This is a genomic window from Bacillus sp. Medicinal_06, from assembly GCF_056711665.1.
The window spans coordinates 24,347-43,336 of sequence record NZ_JBWYHD010000016.1; the positions used below are offsets into that span (position 1 = coordinate 24,347).

At 34.6% G+C, this 18,990-nt stretch carries 15 protein-coding genes and 1 pseudogene; 4 read left to right on the plus strand and 12 right to left on the minus strand.

Annotated features, from left to right (window positions below; translation table 11 throughout):
• Nucleotides 1-224: 224 nt before the first annotated feature.
• From AC1M36_RS24575 to nagE, 6 genes are all read right to left on the minus strand, one after another.
• A complete protein-coding gene (locus tag AC1M36_RS24575; protein WP_336453326.1) occupies nt 225-1,391 on the minus strand; it encodes a diglucosyl diacylglycerol synthase in 1,167 nt (388 codons plus the stop codon).
• 411 nt (nt 1,392-1,802) lie between these two features.
• Complete coding sequence (gene pflA / locus AC1M36_RS24580; protein WP_336453325.1) at nt 1,803-2,534, minus strand: pyruvate formate-lyase-activating protein; 732 nt, start codon at nt 2,532-2,534, stop codon at nt 1,803-1,805.
• A gap of 68 nt (nt 2,535-2,602) precedes the next feature.
• Entirely contained in the window at nt 2,603-4,852 is a 2,250-nt protein-coding gene (gene pflB / locus AC1M36_RS24585) for a formate C-acetyltransferase (RefSeq protein ID WP_336453324.1), read from the minus strand.
• 414 nt (nt 4,853-5,266) lie between these two features.
• A complete protein-coding gene (locus tag AC1M36_RS24590; RefSeq protein ID WP_336453323.1) occupies nt 5,267-6,082 on the minus strand; it encodes a sugar ABC transporter ATP-binding protein in 816 nt (271 codons plus the stop codon).
• A 91-nt stretch (nt 6,083-6,173) separates the two neighbouring features.
• Nucleotides 6,174-7,412: a serine hydrolase domain-containing protein gene (locus AC1M36_RS24595; RefSeq protein ID WP_479846304.1), complete on the minus strand. Its 1,239-nt coding sequence runs from the start codon at nt 7,410-7,412 to the stop codon at nt 6,174-6,176.
• Nucleotides 7,413-7,673: 261 nt separating this feature from the next.
• On the minus strand, nt 7,674-9,167 hold the full coding sequence (gene nagE, locus AC1M36_RS24600; RefSeq protein ID WP_479846305.1) for an N-acetylglucosamine-specific PTS transporter subunit IIBC: 1,494 nt from the start codon (nt 9,165-9,167) through the stop codon (nt 7,674-7,676).
• A 503-nt stretch (nt 9,168-9,670) separates the two neighbouring features.
• On the opposite strand from nagE, the gene glsA reads away from it, so the two are divergent.
• Both glsA and AC1M36_RS24610 read left to right on the plus strand, forming a co-directional pair.
• Nucleotides 9,671-10,600, plus strand: coding sequence for a glutaminase A (gene glsA / locus AC1M36_RS24605; protein WP_336453320.1), 930 nt, complete (start codon nt 9,671-9,673; stop codon nt 10,598-10,600).
• 176 nt (nt 10,601-10,776) lie between these two features.
• Complete coding sequence (locus AC1M36_RS24610; protein WP_336453319.1) at nt 10,777-11,118, plus strand: DUF3969 family protein; 342 nt, start codon at nt 10,777-10,779, stop codon at nt 11,116-11,118.
• A 20-nt stretch (nt 11,119-11,138) separates the two neighbouring features.
• Here AC1M36_RS24610 and AC1M36_RS24615 read toward each other — a convergent pair whose 3' ends face one another.
• The gene (locus AC1M36_RS24615) at nt 11,139-11,297 is read right to left on the minus strand and encodes a hypothetical protein (RefSeq protein WP_000532411.1); all 159 of its coding nucleotides are present in this window, start codon (nt 11,295-11,297) and stop codon (nt 11,139-11,141) included.
• Nucleotides 11,298-11,413: 116 nt separating this feature from the next.
• Nucleotides 11,414-12,025, minus strand: coding sequence for a sporulation membrane protein YtaF (gene ytaF, locus AC1M36_RS24620; RefSeq protein ID WP_336453318.1), 612 nt, complete (start codon nt 12,023-12,025; stop codon nt 11,414-11,416).
• 137 nt (nt 12,026-12,162) lie between these two features.
• Between ytaF and AC1M36_RS24625 the strand changes: the two genes are divergently transcribed.
• The gene (locus AC1M36_RS24625) at nt 12,163-12,816 is read left to right on the plus strand and encodes a helix-turn-helix domain-containing protein (RefSeq protein WP_336453317.1); all 654 of its coding nucleotides are present in this window, start codon (nt 12,163-12,165) and stop codon (nt 12,814-12,816) included.
• Between the two features lie 94 nt (nt 12,817-12,910).
• Here AC1M36_RS24625 and AC1M36_RS24630 read toward each other — a convergent pair.
• The 4 genes and pseudogenes from AC1M36_RS24630 to AC1M36_RS24645 form a co-directional block, all read right to left on the minus strand.
• Nucleotides 12,911-13,824: pseudogene (locus AC1M36_RS24630) on the minus strand (tetratricopeptide repeat protein).
• A gap of 159 nt (nt 13,825-13,983) precedes the next feature.
• The gene (locus tag AC1M36_RS24635; protein ID WP_336453316.1) at nt 13,984-15,258 is read right to left on the minus strand and encodes an acetylornithine deacetylase; all 1,275 of its coding nucleotides are present in this window, start codon (nt 15,256-15,258) and stop codon (nt 13,984-13,986) included.
• Nucleotides 15,259-15,396: 138 nt separating this feature from the next.
• Entirely contained in the window at nt 15,397-16,818 is a 1,422-nt protein-coding gene (locus tag AC1M36_RS24640) for an amino acid permease (protein ID WP_479846306.1), read from the minus strand.
• A 104-nt stretch (nt 16,819-16,922) separates the two neighbouring features.
• Nucleotides 16,923-17,177 carry a biotin/lipoyl-containing protein gene (locus AC1M36_RS24645; protein ID WP_336453314.1) on the minus strand — a complete coding sequence of 85 codons (255 nt, stop codon included), beginning with the start codon at nt 17,175-17,177 and terminating at the stop codon, nt 16,923-16,925.
• A gap of 304 nt (nt 17,178-17,481) precedes the next feature.
• Between AC1M36_RS24645 and AC1M36_RS24650 the strand changes: the two genes are divergently transcribed.
• The gene (locus AC1M36_RS24650) at nt 17,482-18,888 is read left to right on the plus strand and encodes a sigma-54 interaction domain-containing protein (RefSeq protein WP_479846307.1); all 1,407 of its coding nucleotides are present in this window, start codon (nt 17,482-17,484) and stop codon (nt 18,886-18,888) included.
• Nucleotides 18,889-18,990 lie beyond the last annotated feature (102 nt).

Here is an 18,990-nt window from a genome sequence, read left to right on the forward strand (position 1 = left end):
CTTTATCCACAGAATTAATAGAATTGTGTATAAATTTAACGATTATTGAGGATAGATATGTATTTAATCACATATAATCCACTTAATTTGTGGATATTTTTTCAGAAAATTGTGGATTATGTGGATATCATTGTTAATATTCTGATTTTACCTTCTATTGAGAGCGTATTCTTTTGTGGATAACATAACAAAAACCCTCTTTCAAACAAAAAGAGGGTTTCACATTACGTAAAAGATTGAGCAAGAGCTGGAGATTTCATTGGCATGTGATTAGATTGTGCATGATTCTCTTCTAAAATTGTATCAACAATATGAGAGGCTGGTTCTGGACGATAAATGCTTCTCATCGCTTCTTTCATTTGTAAAAGCTTCATGTCATCTTCTAACAACGCTTTCGTTTTCACAAAAATCTCAGCATCTTCACGAACTACAACTGCTGCTCCTTTTTTCTCAAAATATAGTGCATTTTCATTTTCTTGTCCTGGTACAGGTTTGTATAAAATGACAGGTACTTGTAAAGCTGCTGCTTCACTTAATGTGATGCCTCCCGGCTTCGTAATCATACAAGAAGTGACACGGAATAACTCATCGATGTTTTCTACATAGCCAAATACTTTTAGTACTTCAGGATCCTGTTCCTGCAGTACTAACAATTCCTGTTTGAGAGCATCATTTTTTCCGCACACAACAGCTACTTGCAGATTAGGCACTGACATAAATGATTGGCATAATTCCTTTACATTTCCTAATACACCATGAGCCCCTGCTACAATAAGCAAAATCTTTTTCTCTCGAGATAACTGATATTTATTATATATAAGTTCTGAATTCATAGTTAACTCGAAGTTTCTACGAATCGGAATCCCTGTTTCCACAATTTGCTCTGAAGGCACACCGATTTCAACCATTACTTTTTTCACATGATCTGTTGCGACAAAATAACGATCTACTTCACGATGAATCCATATTTTATGCAAACAGAAATCTGTTAGCACATTATAAACAGGAATTGAAAAACCTGTTTGTTTTTTCAATTCTGGTACGGCAATAATCGGAAATGTATTAATAACAATGTCTGGTTTTTCCGCATGCAAGAGTGCTTTTAAACGCTTTCTCCCAAAGTTTGCATACCACGATGCGATTTTTTTATCATAAATTTTCTCTACACCGTAATAAAACAAACGATATAACTCTTTACCTATTGTATAACTTTTTAAATATAGATATTTTGTAATGTCCGTTATGACCGGATGTGATTCTCCAAATAGATCACAAACAATCACATCTTCAATTCCTTTTTGACGAAATGTTTGTTCTAATGTTTTTGCTACTTGCACATGACCATTACCGTAATGTGCAGTTAATATTAAAACCTTGGGGTTTTTTATCAAACAAATCCACTCCTAGCTTTTTCGCTTTCCCGTATTGCATATACGACAATAGGAAAAACATTTTCCTAAAAAAAATTACATGTTTGGATTCCAACACTTTCATGTTAGCTATGTACCTGTCGTGGATATGCAAAGCATATAAGATTGACCCCTTAATCCTATCTGTGCTCATATCTTTATATTATACTTTCCTATAAGAGCTTTCGCAATAACTTACAAATGATCATACTTCATGATACTCGCCCTGCTACTTCTTAATTCTTGTTACTATTTGGTTTTCCCTTTACAATTATGTAAATTTATCCTCTTATTTCTTTACAAAAATATGGATATTCTACTTTCAGTATACTCTTTTCTTCAGATATACTCTAGATTTTATGAAAAGAAAACAAAAAGTCTAATCCATTTGGATTAGACTGCTTGTAAAATATTTTTTGCATTTTGAACATTTTTTTCTGTTGGAGGTTCTACACCTTCAAGAGGATACTTATGTCCAAGGGCTTCCCATTTATATACACCAAGCTTATGATATGGTAAGACTTCTACTTTCTTTACGTTAGAAAGACTTTGAATGAAGTTAGATAATCTCTGCAAATCTTCTTCACTATCAGTAACACCTGGAACTAATACGTGTCTCACCCAAATTGTTTTTTGTTTATTAGATAAATAACGAGCAAATTGTAAAATGTGTTCGTTCGTTTTACCAGTTAATTTACGGTGCTTTTTAGAATCGATATGTTTTAAATCTAATAATACTAAATCTGTATAGTCCATTAAAATATCTAGTTTTCTTTGGAACTCTGGTTCTTCAGAATAGCAACCGCCTGAAGAATCAATTGTCGTATGAATTCCGATTTCTTTACATTTCTTAAATAACTCAATTAAAAAATCTAACTGCAGTAAAGGTTCCCCACCACTCACTGTGATGCCGCCTCCGGAAGCTTCAATAAAGGGAAGGTAACATGTAACATCCTGCATCACTTCTTCAACTGTTATTTCTTTTCCTTTACCAATTTCCCACGTATCAGCATTATGACAATATTGACAGCGTAATAAACATCCTTGTGTAAATATGACATAACGAATTCCTGGGCCATCAACAGTACCACAAGATTCTACAGAATGAATTCTTCCTTTTACCATGTTACTTCCTCCTTTATTGAAACAGCTTCCCTCTGCTTTTTTATTAAAAGCAGAAGGAAACTCTTTACTTACATGCTTTCATGCATTGTACGATTAATTACATCAATTTGTTGTTCACGAGTTAATTTAATAAAGTTAACAGCGTAACCAGATACTCGAATTGTTAATTGTGGATATTTTTCAGGATGTTCCATTGCATCCATTAATGTTTCACGATTAAATACGTTAATATTTAAGTGATGTCCTTCTTTCACTGCATATCCATCAAGCATAGATACTAAGTTGCGAATTTGTACATCATCTTCCTTACCAAGTGCTTTTGGAATAATTGAAAATGTATTAGAAATACCATCTTGTGCATCTTCATATGGTAATTTTGCAACAGATAATAGTGATGCTAGTGCACCTTTTGTATCACGTCCATGCATAGGGTTTGCACCTGGCGCAAATGGTTCCCCAGTACGACGACCATCTGGAGTGTTACCTGTTTTCTTACCATATACAACATTAGATGTAATAGTTAAAATTGACATGGTATGAACAGAATTACGGTATGTTTTATGTTTACGAAGCTTGTTCATAAATGTTTTTACAAGGTTTACTGCGATTTCATCTACACGGTCATCATTGTTACCGTATTTGGGGAAATCTCCTTCAATTTCAAAGTCAACTGCAATCCCGTTTTCATCACGAATTGGCTTTACTTTCGCATATTTAATTGCACTTAAAGAGTCAGCTACTACAGATAATCCTGCGATACCTGTTGCCATTGTACGAAGAACATTCGTATCATGAAGTGCCATCTCAATACGTTCATAGCTGTATTTATCATGCATATAATGAATTACATTTAATGTATTTAGGTATAAACCTGCTAGCCATTCCATTGTCATATCAAATTTATGCATTACTTCTTCATAATCTAATACTTCAGCAGTAATTGGTGCATATTCAGGTCCAACTTGTGCTTTTGATTTTTCGTCTTTACCACCATTAATCGCATATAATAATGCTTTCGCTAAGTTTGCACGTGCTCCGAAGAATTGCATTTGTTTGCCAATTCTCATTGCAGATACACAGCATGCAATACCATAGTCATCGCCATATTCCGGACGCATAATATCATCATTTTCATATTGAATTGCAGATGTATGAATAGACATTTTCGCACAGTAGTTTTTAAATTTCTGTGGTAGTTGTTTAGACCAAAGAACTGTTAAATTTGGTTCTGGTGCTGGTCCTAAATTATCTAATGTATGCAAGAAACGGAATGAATTTTTCGTTACTAATGGACGACCATCAAGTGCAATACCACCAATAGATTCAGTTACCCAAGTTGGATCACCGGAGAATAATTCATTGTAATCAGGTGTTCTTGCGAATTTTACAAGACGTAATTTCATAATGAAATGATCGACAATTTCTTGCGCTTCTTCTTCTGTTAATGTACCCTTTTCTAAATCTCTTTCAATGAAGATATCTAAAAATGTAGAAGTACGACCTAGGCTCATTGCTGCCCCGTTTTGCTCTTTAATCGCTGCAAGATAAGCGAAATATAACCATTGGAATGCTTCTTGTGCATTTGTTGCTGGTTTAGAAATATCAAAACCATGAGAAGCTGCCATTTGTTTTAATTCTTGCAGTGCGCGAATTTGTTCAGATAGCTCTTCACGTAAACGCATTGTATCTTCGCTCATTACACCGCCAGTTAAATTCAAATCTGCTTTTTTCGCTTCAATTAAATGATCTACACCGTATAACGCTACGCGGCGATAGTCACCGATAATACGCCCACGGCCATATGCATCTGGAAGACCAGTAATAACACCTGATTTACGAGCCGCTCTCATTTCCGGTGTATATGCATCGAATACACCTTGGTTATGCGTTTTACGCCAATCTCTGAAAATACGACTAAGTTCTTTATCCATTTCATATCCATAAGCTTCACAAGCTTGCTCTGCCATACGAATACCACCGTATGGTTGTAAAGAACGTTTAAATGGTTTATCTGTTTGGAAACCAACTACTTTTTCAGTATCTTTATTTAAATATCCAGGACCGTGAGATGTAATAGAAGAAACAATGCTTGTATCCATATCAAGGACGCCGCCATTATCACGTTCTTGTTTCGTTAAATCCATTACTTGATTCCAAAGTTGTTTTGTTGCTTCTGTTGCTCCCGCTAAGAAAGATTCGTCCCCTTCGTAAACGTTTACATTATTTAAAATGAAATCACGAACATCAATCTCTGCTTTCCATTTTTCACCTTTAAAGTTTGTCCATGCATTTTTTACAGTTTCTAATACTTGAGTCATCCTAATCTCCTCCATTTTTGATTAGTACAGGACTAAGATTTTTTATATAACAGCTTACACATTTAGAATACTACTTTTTTGAAAAAGCGAACGAGATAGTTGTGACATGTTTGTGAAATATTGAGCAAATTACTATACACATAGTGTTAACTCCAATTAAAACTCTTTTAAATTAACACTTTCCTTAATTGTATTTTTTTGGTATCCTTATAAATGAATCCTATTCTGTGGTATAAAGAGTCATACCCATTTCAAACTGTAATACCCTTATATCTTATTCTGTTATATTTTTTCTAAAACAGAATAGAAAGAAGTGTACCTGTTTGGTACACTTCTTTTCATAATGAATAAGATATAGCTTGTGATTAAATTAAGGCATAATCTAGAATAACGAAGATAACGTTTTAGATGTTTTTAATTTTTCAAAGTTATAATTGCAGCCACAGCGTAATATATCGCTGATTCTAATTCCGCATGTTCCGCTACAGATACTGTAATAAGTGATCCTCCACTTGCTGAGAAATATTGAACCGCTTCTAATGGAATGCCATCCTCTTTCACATCGATATAAGTGCCATCTTGCCATTTCCCCTGTTGCAATGTCGCAGATAAATCTCCTGTTACTTTCCCAATCTCTTTTCCTTCAACTGATAAGAAGCACCATTCCCATCTTGTTAAACTTAACAATTGATTGATTTCCCCAATTTTCTCTCCCATTAAGCTATAAAAGGTATATGAGTTTCGTACACCTCTTTTTTTCTTGATTACTAACAGCTCTTCTCCTAATTCATTGAATAAATAAAATTGCTGCTCATACATTCCTTTAAAGAAAAAGGATAAGATACTTTTCCATATCGTTTGAATCTGGGAATCATACTTTTCTTTGAGCATCCCCATTGTATTTCCATCTAGTCCAAAGTATGTAATTGTCGTAAAAAAATTAGTTTCCCTACGAACGACAAACCTCCGCTGATCCAACAATAGAGAGCTTTCTTTATCTTGAATGATTCTTTCTATTTTTTTCGCTCTGCTTCTTTCTATCAAACTATAAATCAGGAACATACATGCTGGTAATACAACACTTATTACTTTCAGATTCTCCTTTTCTGAACTAAAAAGTGTTCCGCTTTGATATTCCACTACAAATCCAATCATGATAATAATCCATACAATAATAGCTAAATATAAAGTTCGTCTCGCATTTCGTGCATGGTGCTTATGAATACTCATAACATCACCCTTCTCCCCATTTTTTCCATTATCTCAATAAATATATCCTTCCTCAACTCGTAAAAAAGAGACTACCCCCAAGGATAATCTCTTACACTTCAATATGCTGTAGCATTGTGTAAATATCATTATTAAGCGTACCAAATGATTTAATGTTATTTTGAATATTAGATAATAAAATAACATACACATTCCCACTTCTACTAAATCCATTTAAGCAATTCCATCCAGGCATTACACCGTGATTAGAGTAACTTCCCGGATTTACATACCAACCAAATCCATAATCTTTTTTAAATGCTGTAAACATTTGATTATAGCTTTCTTTAGATATTAGCTTCCCAGAAAATAGCGCTTCATTAAATAAATATAAATCATTTGCACTCGTATATATATCACCATTTCCATATAATTGTGACATATTTGGAATAGCAGGAACTGTCATATTATTATTTACAACCTTGTAACCAGTCGACGGATACTTTGTTTTCTCTAATTCCGTTCCGAAACCTGATTGTTTCATCCCTACAACATCAAAAATATGTTGTTTAATATACTCTTCTAACGGTTGCCCGCTAACTTTTTCAACGATGTAACCAAGTATTGAGTAATTTGAATCCGAATACTTCCATTTTTCACCTGGATTAAATAAACGTTTTTGCTGCCCAATTCGCTTCAACAATTCCTCATGAGAAATATCATCTTCTCCTGCCTCATATTCAGGAATTCCTGATGTGTGTGTCAATAGATGAACTAACTTTACTTCGTTACCCCTCGGAAAATCAGGAATATATTTTGCTATTGTATCCTCTGTTTGAATTTTATTTTGATCTTTTAGCTGCATAATCGCTGTAGCTACAAATGCCTTTGAAATTGAACCAATATAAAATGTTGTTTGTGAATTATTCGGTATTTTTTTCTCCTGATTTGCCATCCCGTATCCCTTATTTAAAAGTACTTTACCATTTTTCACAACAACTGCTGTTCCACTAAAATTTTTGCTCTTTAAATACTCATCTAACTCAGCATTCTCATTAACTTCTTGTGGCGGTTCTTCGACAGGTTTTTCCGCAGCCTTGGCTTGCTGCGTGTCTTCTAGAGGTTGTTCTGATGGTTTTTGTTCTGATGGTTTTTGTTCTGATGGTTTTTGTTCCGTTTCTTTCTTTACTTCTGTCGTTGCTTTTAACGTATTCTCTTTTTTAGTATGTGCAGTAATTTTTGTATATCCGAAATATACAAGCGAAAACAATACAATGAGAATGACCGTTCTTTTTATGTATGTAATCGGTCGACGAGCTCTCATACTGACACTATCTTTTTCTTCATTCATGGTTCTTTTTTCCCCTTATTCACCAATAATTTAATCACTTCATAAAAAAGTATGACCTCTAAATTTTCCTAACTAATGGAAATTTCATTTTATATCATCCTTACTTTATCATGTGACGAACATATTACCAACAAATATGTACAAAAAAGGAAAAAGAAAATTTTCAAAAGTAAGATTGGCGATAAAAATTCTATAAAAAAGAGGATGCCCTCAAAAAGGGCGATTTTATCAACCTTTTTGAACATCCTCTTTCACCATTATTTATACATGTTTTTTCATATCATCAGCTACAGATTCAACGTTTGTACCTACGATAACCTGTACGCTTGTGTTACTTAATTTCATAACACCTTTTGCACCAGCACGTTTTAATGCTGGTTCATTTACTAAGTTTGCATCCTTCACTTGTAGGCGCAGACGAGTTGCACAGTTATCAATAACTGTTAAGTTGTCTTTTCCGCCTAATGCCGCAACATAAGTTTCACCAATAGAACCTGCAACTGGAGCATCTCCCTCTTCAGCTAACTCATCGTCATCTTCACGACCTGGAGTTTTCAAGTTGAATTTCTTAATTAAGAAATAGAATACTACGAAGTATATTGCTGCATAGATTAAACCAATTCCCGCTAATAATAACGGTTTTGTTGCAATACCGAAGTTTAAGAAGTAATCAATCGCACCGGCACTAAATGAGAATCCATCATGAATGCCAAGCGTTGTAGTAACAAATAATGAAATACCTGTTAATACAGCATGAATACCGTATAATACTGGAGATAAGAACATGAATGAGAATTCAATTGGTTCTGTAATACCAGTTAAGAATGAAGTTAAGGCAAGACCACCTAACATACCTGTAACCATTTTACGTTTTTCTGGTTTAGCTGCTGCAATCATTGCAAAACATGCTGCTGGTAAACCGAACATCATGATTGGGAAGAAACCAGTCATAAACATACCAGCTGATGGATCTTGTGCAAAGAAGCGTGCAATATCACCATGAACAACATCGCCGGCTGCATTTGTAAAGTCACCAAGTACAAACCAGAAATATGTGTTCATTACATGGTGTAAACCAATTGGAATTAGTAGACGGTTTAATAAACCGAATAACCCTGCACCAATTGCCTCTAAGTTTACAATGCCGTGTGCTACTGCATCAATACCACTTTGGATTGTTGGCCAAATTTGACCGAATACCAATCCTAGAAGAAGCATAACAATAGAAGTAATAATTGGTACAAAACGTTTTCCTGCAAAGAACCCTAACCATTCTGGTAATTTGATTTTATGGAACTTGTTATATAATAATCCAGCAACAACCCCAGCAATAATACCGCCTAGTATGGCCATATTTATCTTTGGCGTTAACGCTGCCGCTTTTGAAACTTTTGTCATTGTATCCGCTAACTTACTTGGATCAACTGATCCTAATAAGTCTTGAACACCCTTTAATTTATCATTTAGCTCTGCAGCAGAATACCCTTTACTTAATGTATCAGTTGTATTCTTCATAACTAAATAACCAATCGCGCCTGCAAGACCTGCAGCACCACTACCATCAACCGACAAACCGATTGCAACACCAATTGCAAAAATAAGTGCTAAGTTATCAAAGATTGCTGCACCGGCCTGTGCCATAACAGGGATATCGAACACGTCTGGTTGTCCTAAACGAAGCAATAATCCTGCTGCTGGTAGCACTGCGATTGGAAGCATTAATGCTTTACCAATACGTTGTAAAAACTGCAACATTGTAATTCCTCCTATTCAATTTATGAAATCGTTACCATTATAAATACGTTTAGAAAACGCTTTCTATCACATAATCATAATAACATATAGTTGTATAGATGTGTAGTTTTTATTTATGAACTTTTTATGGATATCTTTTCTATTTCCAAACTGTTATATAAAAGGAAAATTCTCCTTTCAATTAATGACTTAAATAAAAAAATGAGGACGAAATATATAACCATTTTGATTTTTTAACATGTAGTCCACTACTCCACAGAACAAACAAATGACCCGCTTTCGTTTTCTCTCTGTGTTTTTTGCATGGGGTAGGGAAAAGCTCTGAACGCTTCTATGTGTGGCCCGATCCTCTCTCCTACCTAAAAAAGGTTTTATATCTATTTTTCAATTTGTCTTCAAGATAAAAGTTTCATTTTATCATTCCACTTTTTCATGTTATTATTTATTTCCGAGTTTATTGGGAAACGTAAACTTAGTGAAAAAGGAACAGGAGTGTTGGTATTATGCAGTGCATCGAGACAAACAACTTACAACAGTTGCTAGAACAAGTAAAACCCTATACAAAAAAAGGGAAACTTGCTACTTATATCCCCGAACTAGGAAATGCAAATCCAGACGATTTAGGGATTGCTATCTACCATAAAGAGACCGAATACGTCCATGCTGGTAACTCGCAGACACTTTTTACTCTTCAAAGTATTTCAAAGGTAATCACACTCGCCCTTGCACTTTTAGATTGTGGTGAAGAATATGTATTCTCTAAAGTTGGAATGGAACCAACTGGTGACCCATTTAATTCTATTATTAAGCTAGAAACAACTAGTCCTTCTAAACCTCTTAATCCAATGATTAACGCAGGCGCGTTAGCTATTACAAGTATGCTTACAGGAGATAGTAACGAAGAGAAGATGGAACGAATTCTTTGCTTTGTACGTGATATTACAGACAATCCTACAATTAACTACTCTTCCAAAGTAGCCATCTCTGAACTAGAAACTGCTTACTTAAATCGCTCTCTTTGCTACTATATGAAGCAAAACGGCATCATTGATGGTAATATCGAAGAATTAATGGACTTATACACACGCCAATGTGCAATTGAAGTAACTTGCATTGATTTAGCACGTATTGGTTTAATTTTTGCAATGGATGGCTACGATCCATATAAGAAAAAACAAATCATCCCAAAACATATCACAAAAATTTGTAAAACGTTTATGGTGACTTGCGGCATGTACAATGAATCTGGAGAATTTGCGATTCGTGTTGGAATCCCCGCAAAAAGCGGTGTTGCTGGTGGGATCTTCGGCTGCGTCAAAGGAGAAATGGGCATCGGTATTTTCGGACCAGCTCTAGATGCAAATGGAAATAGTATCGCTGGATTTAAAATATTGGAATTACTTTCTGCTCAAGAAGGTTGGAGTATTTTTTAAAAAGGGTTCCTAATGACGATTTTCGTCATTATTTATAATTAAATTTCAAATTCCAACAAATAAAAAAGTTATCCTCCCCCACTTCGATAGGATAACTTTTTTTATTATGCATATTTGCTCCCCCTTCCCGAATAATATAGTACAACCTAACGCTATACGGTGGAGGTGTAAAAGAAATGAAACTCATTTTTCAAATGGAGGAACAACCTGTCCTAGAGAAAACCATTCTTCTTTTTATACTTAGTATTGTAGAAAGCTTAAAACTAAAAGTTGTTTCCCCCGATGAAGCTTATCGATACATATTCAATTTAGAAGTATTAGAATTATTAATGGATCGAAATATTGATGATCAAGTTCTAGAGCTTATTCATTTTGGCATGGGGCTTGAAGACATTCATCATGTCCTCCCCGAAGAACTTGAGCCAAGTATTGAAGAGTTAAAATGGCGTTGTATTCAAGTGCTTGGTGAATATGAAATGTATGAAGAATCACAACAGCTAATCGAAGATATACGGTGAAAAGCACCTGTATAGGTGCTTTAATGTTTCTTTAAGCTATTTTTATACGTTTCAATATTAACCGGCAGTTCTTCCTCTTCTAATGTATGCTCATTCACATCTTTATGAATGAATGCTCCTTTAGGCGGTTGATGATCATGCCCTTTTTTCTTATGGTCAAAAGCTTTACCACGTCCCATATTCATACCCCTTTCTTAAAGAGAAATCACTGTTAGTATGAAGAAAAGTATGTCGATATATGCAGTGGTTTGTTATATTTCCAAGGAAATACTCAAATATTGTTTCCAATCTCATTTTACATCAATTGATCGATTCCAATCAGAATCAATAAAATCCCAGCAATAATTGTTGCCCATTTTCCTAAGTATTCCGCCAAAAATTTCTTCCCTACATATGAAAAACCACTGATACATATGAAACTAAAAACTCCAGAAACAATTGCAGTCCACCAAAGATTCAAATTGGTTACTCCTGCATCAAATCCCCCAGCTATATTATTAATTGATAATGCAACACCTAGTACAAGTGCTTCAGAAAAACTAATTGTTTTGGACTTATCAAAATCAGCACTTTCTGGATTACGTAATATCCCCATAAACATATTCCCGCTCTTCTGCGTTCCATCATCTTGCTTACTTAGTAATGGCTGACATAAAACGAATACCCCAATTACACTAAGTACAATCGCTCCAATAAGATTCGCCATAAAATCTGAGATAAACAATGAAATCCAATTTCCAAAAAAGCCTGCTAATAGGGTAAAGAGAAATCCTAAAAAAGCAATGATAAAATTATTAAACCAAGAAATTCGAACCTGACGGATACCATATGCAATTCCTACACCTGCATTATCTAAATTAGAAGCAATCCCAATTAGAAAGATTGAAAATAAACTAGCCGTACTCATCAACACTCACTCCTTCTGTTCACTTTTCATTGCATATTATGCAAATGTTGAGCAACTGTGCCTGTCAGCTTCATATACTTGTAATAAAAAGCTCTACACTTTTTCAACATTTTAGAAACAAAAGGAGTGCTCAGGTTATGTCCACTCAAAATCAAAATGATAAACTTGGTGCTTTATTAAAAAAATTATTAAAAGAACGCGCCCTTTCTATGCGCCAATTAGGAACACTTACGGACATTGATCCTTCAACAATTTCAAGAATTATAAATGGAAAACAACAGGCAAAACAAAAACATCTACAAAAATTTGCAAAATGTTTGCAAGTTCCACCGCAAATATTATTTGATGCAATGTATACAGAACCTCCTCATGAAAAAAAAGAAACAACAGATATGTATACATCGCTTGATTCAATCCAACAAATATTACAATCCTCTAACTTATTTGATTATGAGTACACAACAACTCGGGTGAAACAAGAACTTGAAAATTATGAACGGTACGCACAAACAACAGAAGGCCAAAGGCGTATTCATGAGAGTTTTTCAACAAAATTAGAACAAATTGATAGTACAGGACCTTTCATTGAGCAATTAACTGATATGTATCGTCAATTTTGTAAAGAATCTATTTCTTTAGAAGAACACGCTATTATTGGCAGTGCCCTACTTTATTTTGTTTTAGCAACAGATATTATTCCAGATTATATATTCCCTATCGGCTATTTAGACGATGCAATTGCGGTGGAGTTAGCAAAAGAGAAATTGGCTGAAATAAAAAAGAAAACTTAAAACTTTTATTAAAGACAAAAAGAACTATTCCAAATTTTTTAGTTTCACTAACATTTGAAATAGTTCTTTTCATTTTTCAACTTATAATGATTGATTATCCGCGATATTCGGGATGATTATGACGTTGACAGCCAAATAGATAGCATCCTGTGGCAATCGGTACTTCAAATTTCATTCGTGGAATATCCCCTGACATAATCCTTTCTATCATATGATCATATTTTCTCTTATTACAAATTAGCTCTCCAACATACTCTTCTTTATCATCTTCTGTCCACCCTGCATCACATACCTCGTCTAAAGTAGACTGAATGTATTCATCCGTTTGTTCAATTACTTTACTGATTATTTCTTCAGCATAAGTTATGGAACCCATTTTCAGTAGGGAATATATATATCTGCTTATCCAACTAGGCTCTTTCCAATAATCTTTCCACCCTTTTTCAAACCACGTGATTGCTTCTTTGAAATATCCCAATTCTACATATAATTCTGCCACTTCAATTTCTCCTACAAAATCATTATCTTCCTCTGAAAACAAATCTAATTTTTTTTTTGCTTCTGCCGTATTCCCAAGTTCAATTAAGCATTTAACATGGCTGTACATATAATAACCTGAGTTGCTTGCGTCCATAAGAAAATATTCCGAAGCACCCTTTAACTCTCCAAGATAATACTTAGCTATACCTAAATTTTGTATGCTTCAATGGATGGGTGAATTGCAATAGACTGGAGCAAAATATTAGAAGCATCTTCCCACATTTTTTTCTTTATATAAATTTCCCCTAGAAGATTATATGGAAAATGCGAGGATGGCTTCATCTCTATAACTTCTGTCATCAATTCAAAGGCAGTTTCAATATCATCTTCTTCATTGCTATAAATCCAAGCAAGATTGTTCAACGATTGAACATCTCTTGATACTTGCACCGCCCTTTTGAACAATTCAAGCGACTCTTCATATTCATTTTTTTCGAGTAACTTAATTGCCTGTTGATTCAGATTCACTTACATTTCCCCTTTACTATATTTAGTATTATTTTATCATTCATATATTTTAGGGACTAAAAAAACGTACAAACACCCAGTTTGTACGTCTCCACGACAGGTACTTCTTATCTTACATGATGTACCTTACCGTTTTATTAGCAAAACCTTAAATTTTTCTTATTTTTGTGTATGACACCATTCATATATGAAAGCAGTAATAACCTTCGTAAACTCTACTAATTGATTAATTTGAACTTTTTCATTTACAGAATGCGCTTCTTCTAACGTACCTGGCCCATAAATGACAGCCGGAATATTGAACTCACTAAACCACCCACCATCTGTTACTGTTGCTGACATATCTAGAGTTGCACTGCGTTGTAATGTAGATTCATGTACCGCAGCAAGTTTCTGTACTGCTGGATGCTCTTTGTCTACTTCTAGTGAAGGAAATATTTCACCCCGGTCAACAATCATCGATTCTCCGCCCCACTTAAACTGTGGTGGGTTTTCACGAAGCCATGGATCAGCCGCAGCCACCCTGCCAATATACTCTTCAATTTCCTTTGCAACCTGATCATGTGTTTCATTCGGATAGAAATGTACTGTAATCCAGAGCTTGCATTCATCTGCAATAAAAGCCGCATGACGCCCACCTTCAATAACAGCTGGATTAATCGTTGTTATTCCTGATGGATACCCTTCATATGTTTTCATTACCGCCCAGTGCCTTTCTAACTCTTGCAAACCTTGTACAATCTTCATCATTTTTTCAATCGCACTTGCTCCAAACAAACGGCCACCAGCATGAATCATTTGCCTGCGCGTTGCATCATGAAATGTTTGTGGACTTTTTACTGTAATCCATCCTGTAATGACGCCTCCTTGGCCTTGCATATGTAAATCACTCGTATCCACAACTACTGCAAAATCAGCATCATATCCACGTTTACAACATTGAAGTGTACCTGCTTCTCCTACTTCTTCTCCAATTACTGACTGAAAAATCAAATCTCCAGGCAATTCAACTCCAGCTTCTTGCAAAAGTTGAATCGCAAATAAGGCTCCAGCTAATCCACCTTTCATATCAGCTGCACCACGCCCAACTAGCCATCCATCTTTCACAAATGGTTCAAAAGGGCTCGTCTCCCAGTTCTCATCAACTGATACTTCTGCCACGTCCATATGTCCATTAATGATTAAACTTTTATGCGAATCGCTAGCTGTCCCCTTTTTTACACCAACAACATTCGGATCATTCGGATAGACATCCCATTTATCAATTGTAAAATCACGTTTTTTCAAGAAATCAGTGACAAATTGCTGTGCTCCACTTGTATTTCTTGCTGGTGGTGCTGGCGTTTCAAAGCGGATTAATGTTTTTGTAAGTTCTAGTAGCTCTTCTTTTCGTGAATCGATTTGTTTTAATAGCTGTAAAACTACTTGATCCATTGCTAGTTCCCCTTTACATATAAAGTATGTTTCCAACTTTATTCTCACAAAAAAAGAAACAGTTTACAATTTAACTGTCTCTTTTAATCTATAACTTAAGATAAACCTTCTCTTACTCATTCATAAATTAGAATCTCCTCACAAACTTTGCACTTCTGTTGTATCCGTCTTTTCAATACGTTCCATTTTACTTTTCTTATTTTTCGTAACACGGTAAAACAATAAACAAACGATCATAAATGGAATACCACAATACAGTGCCATTCGTTGTTCCGGAATAAACGCCATACTAACAATTACCGTTAAATTTAATCCCAAAGCAAGAAGTGGAATAAATGGATACAATGGTGTTTTAAATTTCAAGTCCTTAATATCTCCCCCTTGCTTTAAGTATGTTCTTCTAGACAAGAGATTAGATAAAGCAATAGATGCCCAGACCAATATTGCACCGAATCCTGCAATGGAAAGAAGCCATAAATAAACTGTATCCTCTGCATATATACCACATAATAAAGAGAGACAACCAACAATGGTACTTACAATTAATGCATAAATTGGAACACCATTTTTAGATAACTTACCAAAAACCGGACTAATCATCCCTTGATTAGACATAGACCATAGCATACGAGAAGTTGCATATAATCCAGAATTTGCTACTGATAGTACCGCTGTAATAATAACGAAATTTATAATATCTGCAGCATAAGGAATACCAATTTTATCAAATACAACTACGAATGGACTTTCTATCACTCCTGCTTGTTGCCAAGGGAATAGTCCCGCAAGTATAAAAATGGACAGTACAAAGAAAACGAGTATACGCCAAACTGTATTATTAATAGCTTTTGGAATGGTTTTCTCTGGATTTTCGCTCTCTCCAGCCGCGATACCAACTAATTCTGTTCCCTGAAAGGAAAAATTAACTGCAATCATTGTAATTAAAATAGCTGTTAACCCATTTGGAAACAATCCTCCATAATCAGTAAAGCTAGAAAGCATTGGCGCTGGTTCATTTCCTTTCATATCTAGGAAACCAAACATAGCTGCCCCGCCTAAAATAATAAATGCAATAATCGTAATTACTTTAATGCTTGCAAACCAAAACTCGACCTCTGCAAAACTTCTTGAAGATAGTGCATTAATAGCAAAAAGCAAAACAGCAAAAACTACGCACCAAATCCACGATGATACATCTGGAAACCAACGTTTCATTAAGATACTAACTGCTATCAACTCAATTCCTATCGTAGCGGACCAGTTTAACCATGACATCCACCCCACTACATAACCAACCGCAGGTGAAATATGCTTTGTAGCATATGTTTGATAAGATCCTGCATCAGGCATAGCAACCGCCAGCTCTCCAAGACAGAGCATCGTCAAATACATTACAAATCCCCCAACAAGATAAGCTACAATTGCTCCTCCAGGTCCAGCCTCATGAATTGTATAACCTGACCCTAGGAAAAGTCCGGTACCAATAACTCCCCCAAGTGCAATCATAAATAAATGTCGACTTTTCAACTCCCGCTTTAATTCATGGTTTTGATTTGCCATATAAATCCCCCTTTTAGTTTTGTAAGGACACATTTATGTAAACGCTTTATTTTTTTAAAAAAAATATAAAGGATACTAGAAACTAGTAATGTCTAAAGGCTGTATTAATCACTACCTGTTATTAACATGTCATCTCTTACTGCTATTAATCGTGTTTTATTAGTAATACTTTGTCCCTCTTCTACTTCTAACAATACGATATCACCACTGATTCCCACTTTAACTTCTACTTTCTCTTTATCTATTGTTTCAATTAACGCTAATTTCTCCCACTCATATACATAGGAATTCTCTTTAACAAACAATTTCTCTACTTTCCCATAACAAGGACTGTACACGTTTTCTATGACCGCCTTCATTTTATAACCTCCTCTCTCTTATTAAGTGCTGCTGAAAAGTTGCACATCCTATAGAACTTTCAACTCAACCCTAATCTTTAAACTTAGTGCTGTTAACTTCTATTCATGCAAGATACATACCAACCCCAATTTTTATATAAAATTAGAATTTCATACGGTAAAAAGCTTAATAAGCGCAAAAATTTTTCTAGCATTTTAAAATTTTTAATAGAAAAAGTGCAAAAAAATTTTGCGGTTTTACAAGAATTTTAATAAAATTATAAAAAGTCAGTCTTCATAGGGTATAACGAGGAGAAGATGATACATGCATACAGAAGAAATCAATTTCAAAAAATTAGTTGAGATGAATATGCTATATGAAAATTTACTCAATGAACTTGATATTGGGATCCATATTATTAATGAGGAAAGTAAAACGATAATCTACAATCGGAAAATGATGGAAATAGAATCGATGGATCGTAAAGACATACTATATAAAAATCCTTTGGAGGTATTTGCATTTGAAGAGAATCAAACTAGCACTCTTATAGAGGCACTAAAACTCGGAAAAACTAAAAAAAACGTAAAACAGACTTATTTTAATAATAAAGGAAAAGAGATTACAACAATTAATGATACCTTCCCCATAATAGAAAATGGAAAAATCAAAGGGGCTGTTGAAATTTCAAAAGACATTACCCAATTAAAGCCAATGATGAAAACAAGTCTTACTCGAAGGCAAAATACTAAGTTTACCTTTAATCATATAATAGGTAATTCTAGGGAAACTCAATCGATCATTACCGAAGCAAAAAAAGTCACACGTACATCATCCTCCATACTTATCGTAGGAGAAACAGGAACTGGGAAAGAATTATTTGCGCAAAGTATCCATAATAAAAGTCATCGTTCAACAAAGCCTTTTATCTCACAAAATTGCGCTGCTATACCAGAGACCCTAATGGAAAGTCTATTATTCGGAACGAACAAAGGCGCTTTTACAGGTGCAATAGATAAACCTGGTTTATTTGAAGAAGCGAATGGTGGGACTTTATTGCTAGATGAAATTAACTCATTAAGTCCAGCTCTTCAAGCTAAATTATTGCGTGCTATACAAGATAAAACAATACGCAGAGTCGGAGGAGCACAAGAAAAAGAAGTAGATGTCCGAATCATAGCAACCATTAATGAAGACCCTGTTGAAGCTATAACACACAATCGATTAAGGAGAGACCTATATTATCGATTAAGCGTTGTAACTTTATTTCTTCCACCTTTAAGAGAGCGAAAAGAAGATATCTCCATGCTTGTTCATCATTTTATTGAAAAATATAATATCGAATTTGGCTTAAAAGTAAAAGGAATAGATTCAAACGTAAAAGACTGCTTTTATAACTACGATTGGCCTGGTAATGTAAGGGAGTTAGAACATATGATTGAAGGCACTATGAACTTAATAGAAGAGGAAGAAATCATCACAACAGCCCATATCCCTACACGCTTTTATGAACTAACCAAAAGAGAATATGGCTTCCATCCGCCAATAAATAGTCAGAATACCAATGATACACCTAAACCTTTGAAGAACACACTAAAAGAAATGGAAAAGGAATACATTGATCAAATTCTTAAAGAAAATAAAGGGAATATCTCACAAACAGCAAAATTTTTAGGACTTAGTAGGCAAAACCTGCAATATCGATTAAAAAAATATAATTTAAACAGCTAAGAAGACCTATATATCATATTGATTTCTTTACAATTTCTATAAGTACACTCAAAAAAAGGAAGGGTTGTTCCCCCTTCCTTTTTTGATTTATATCTATATCAA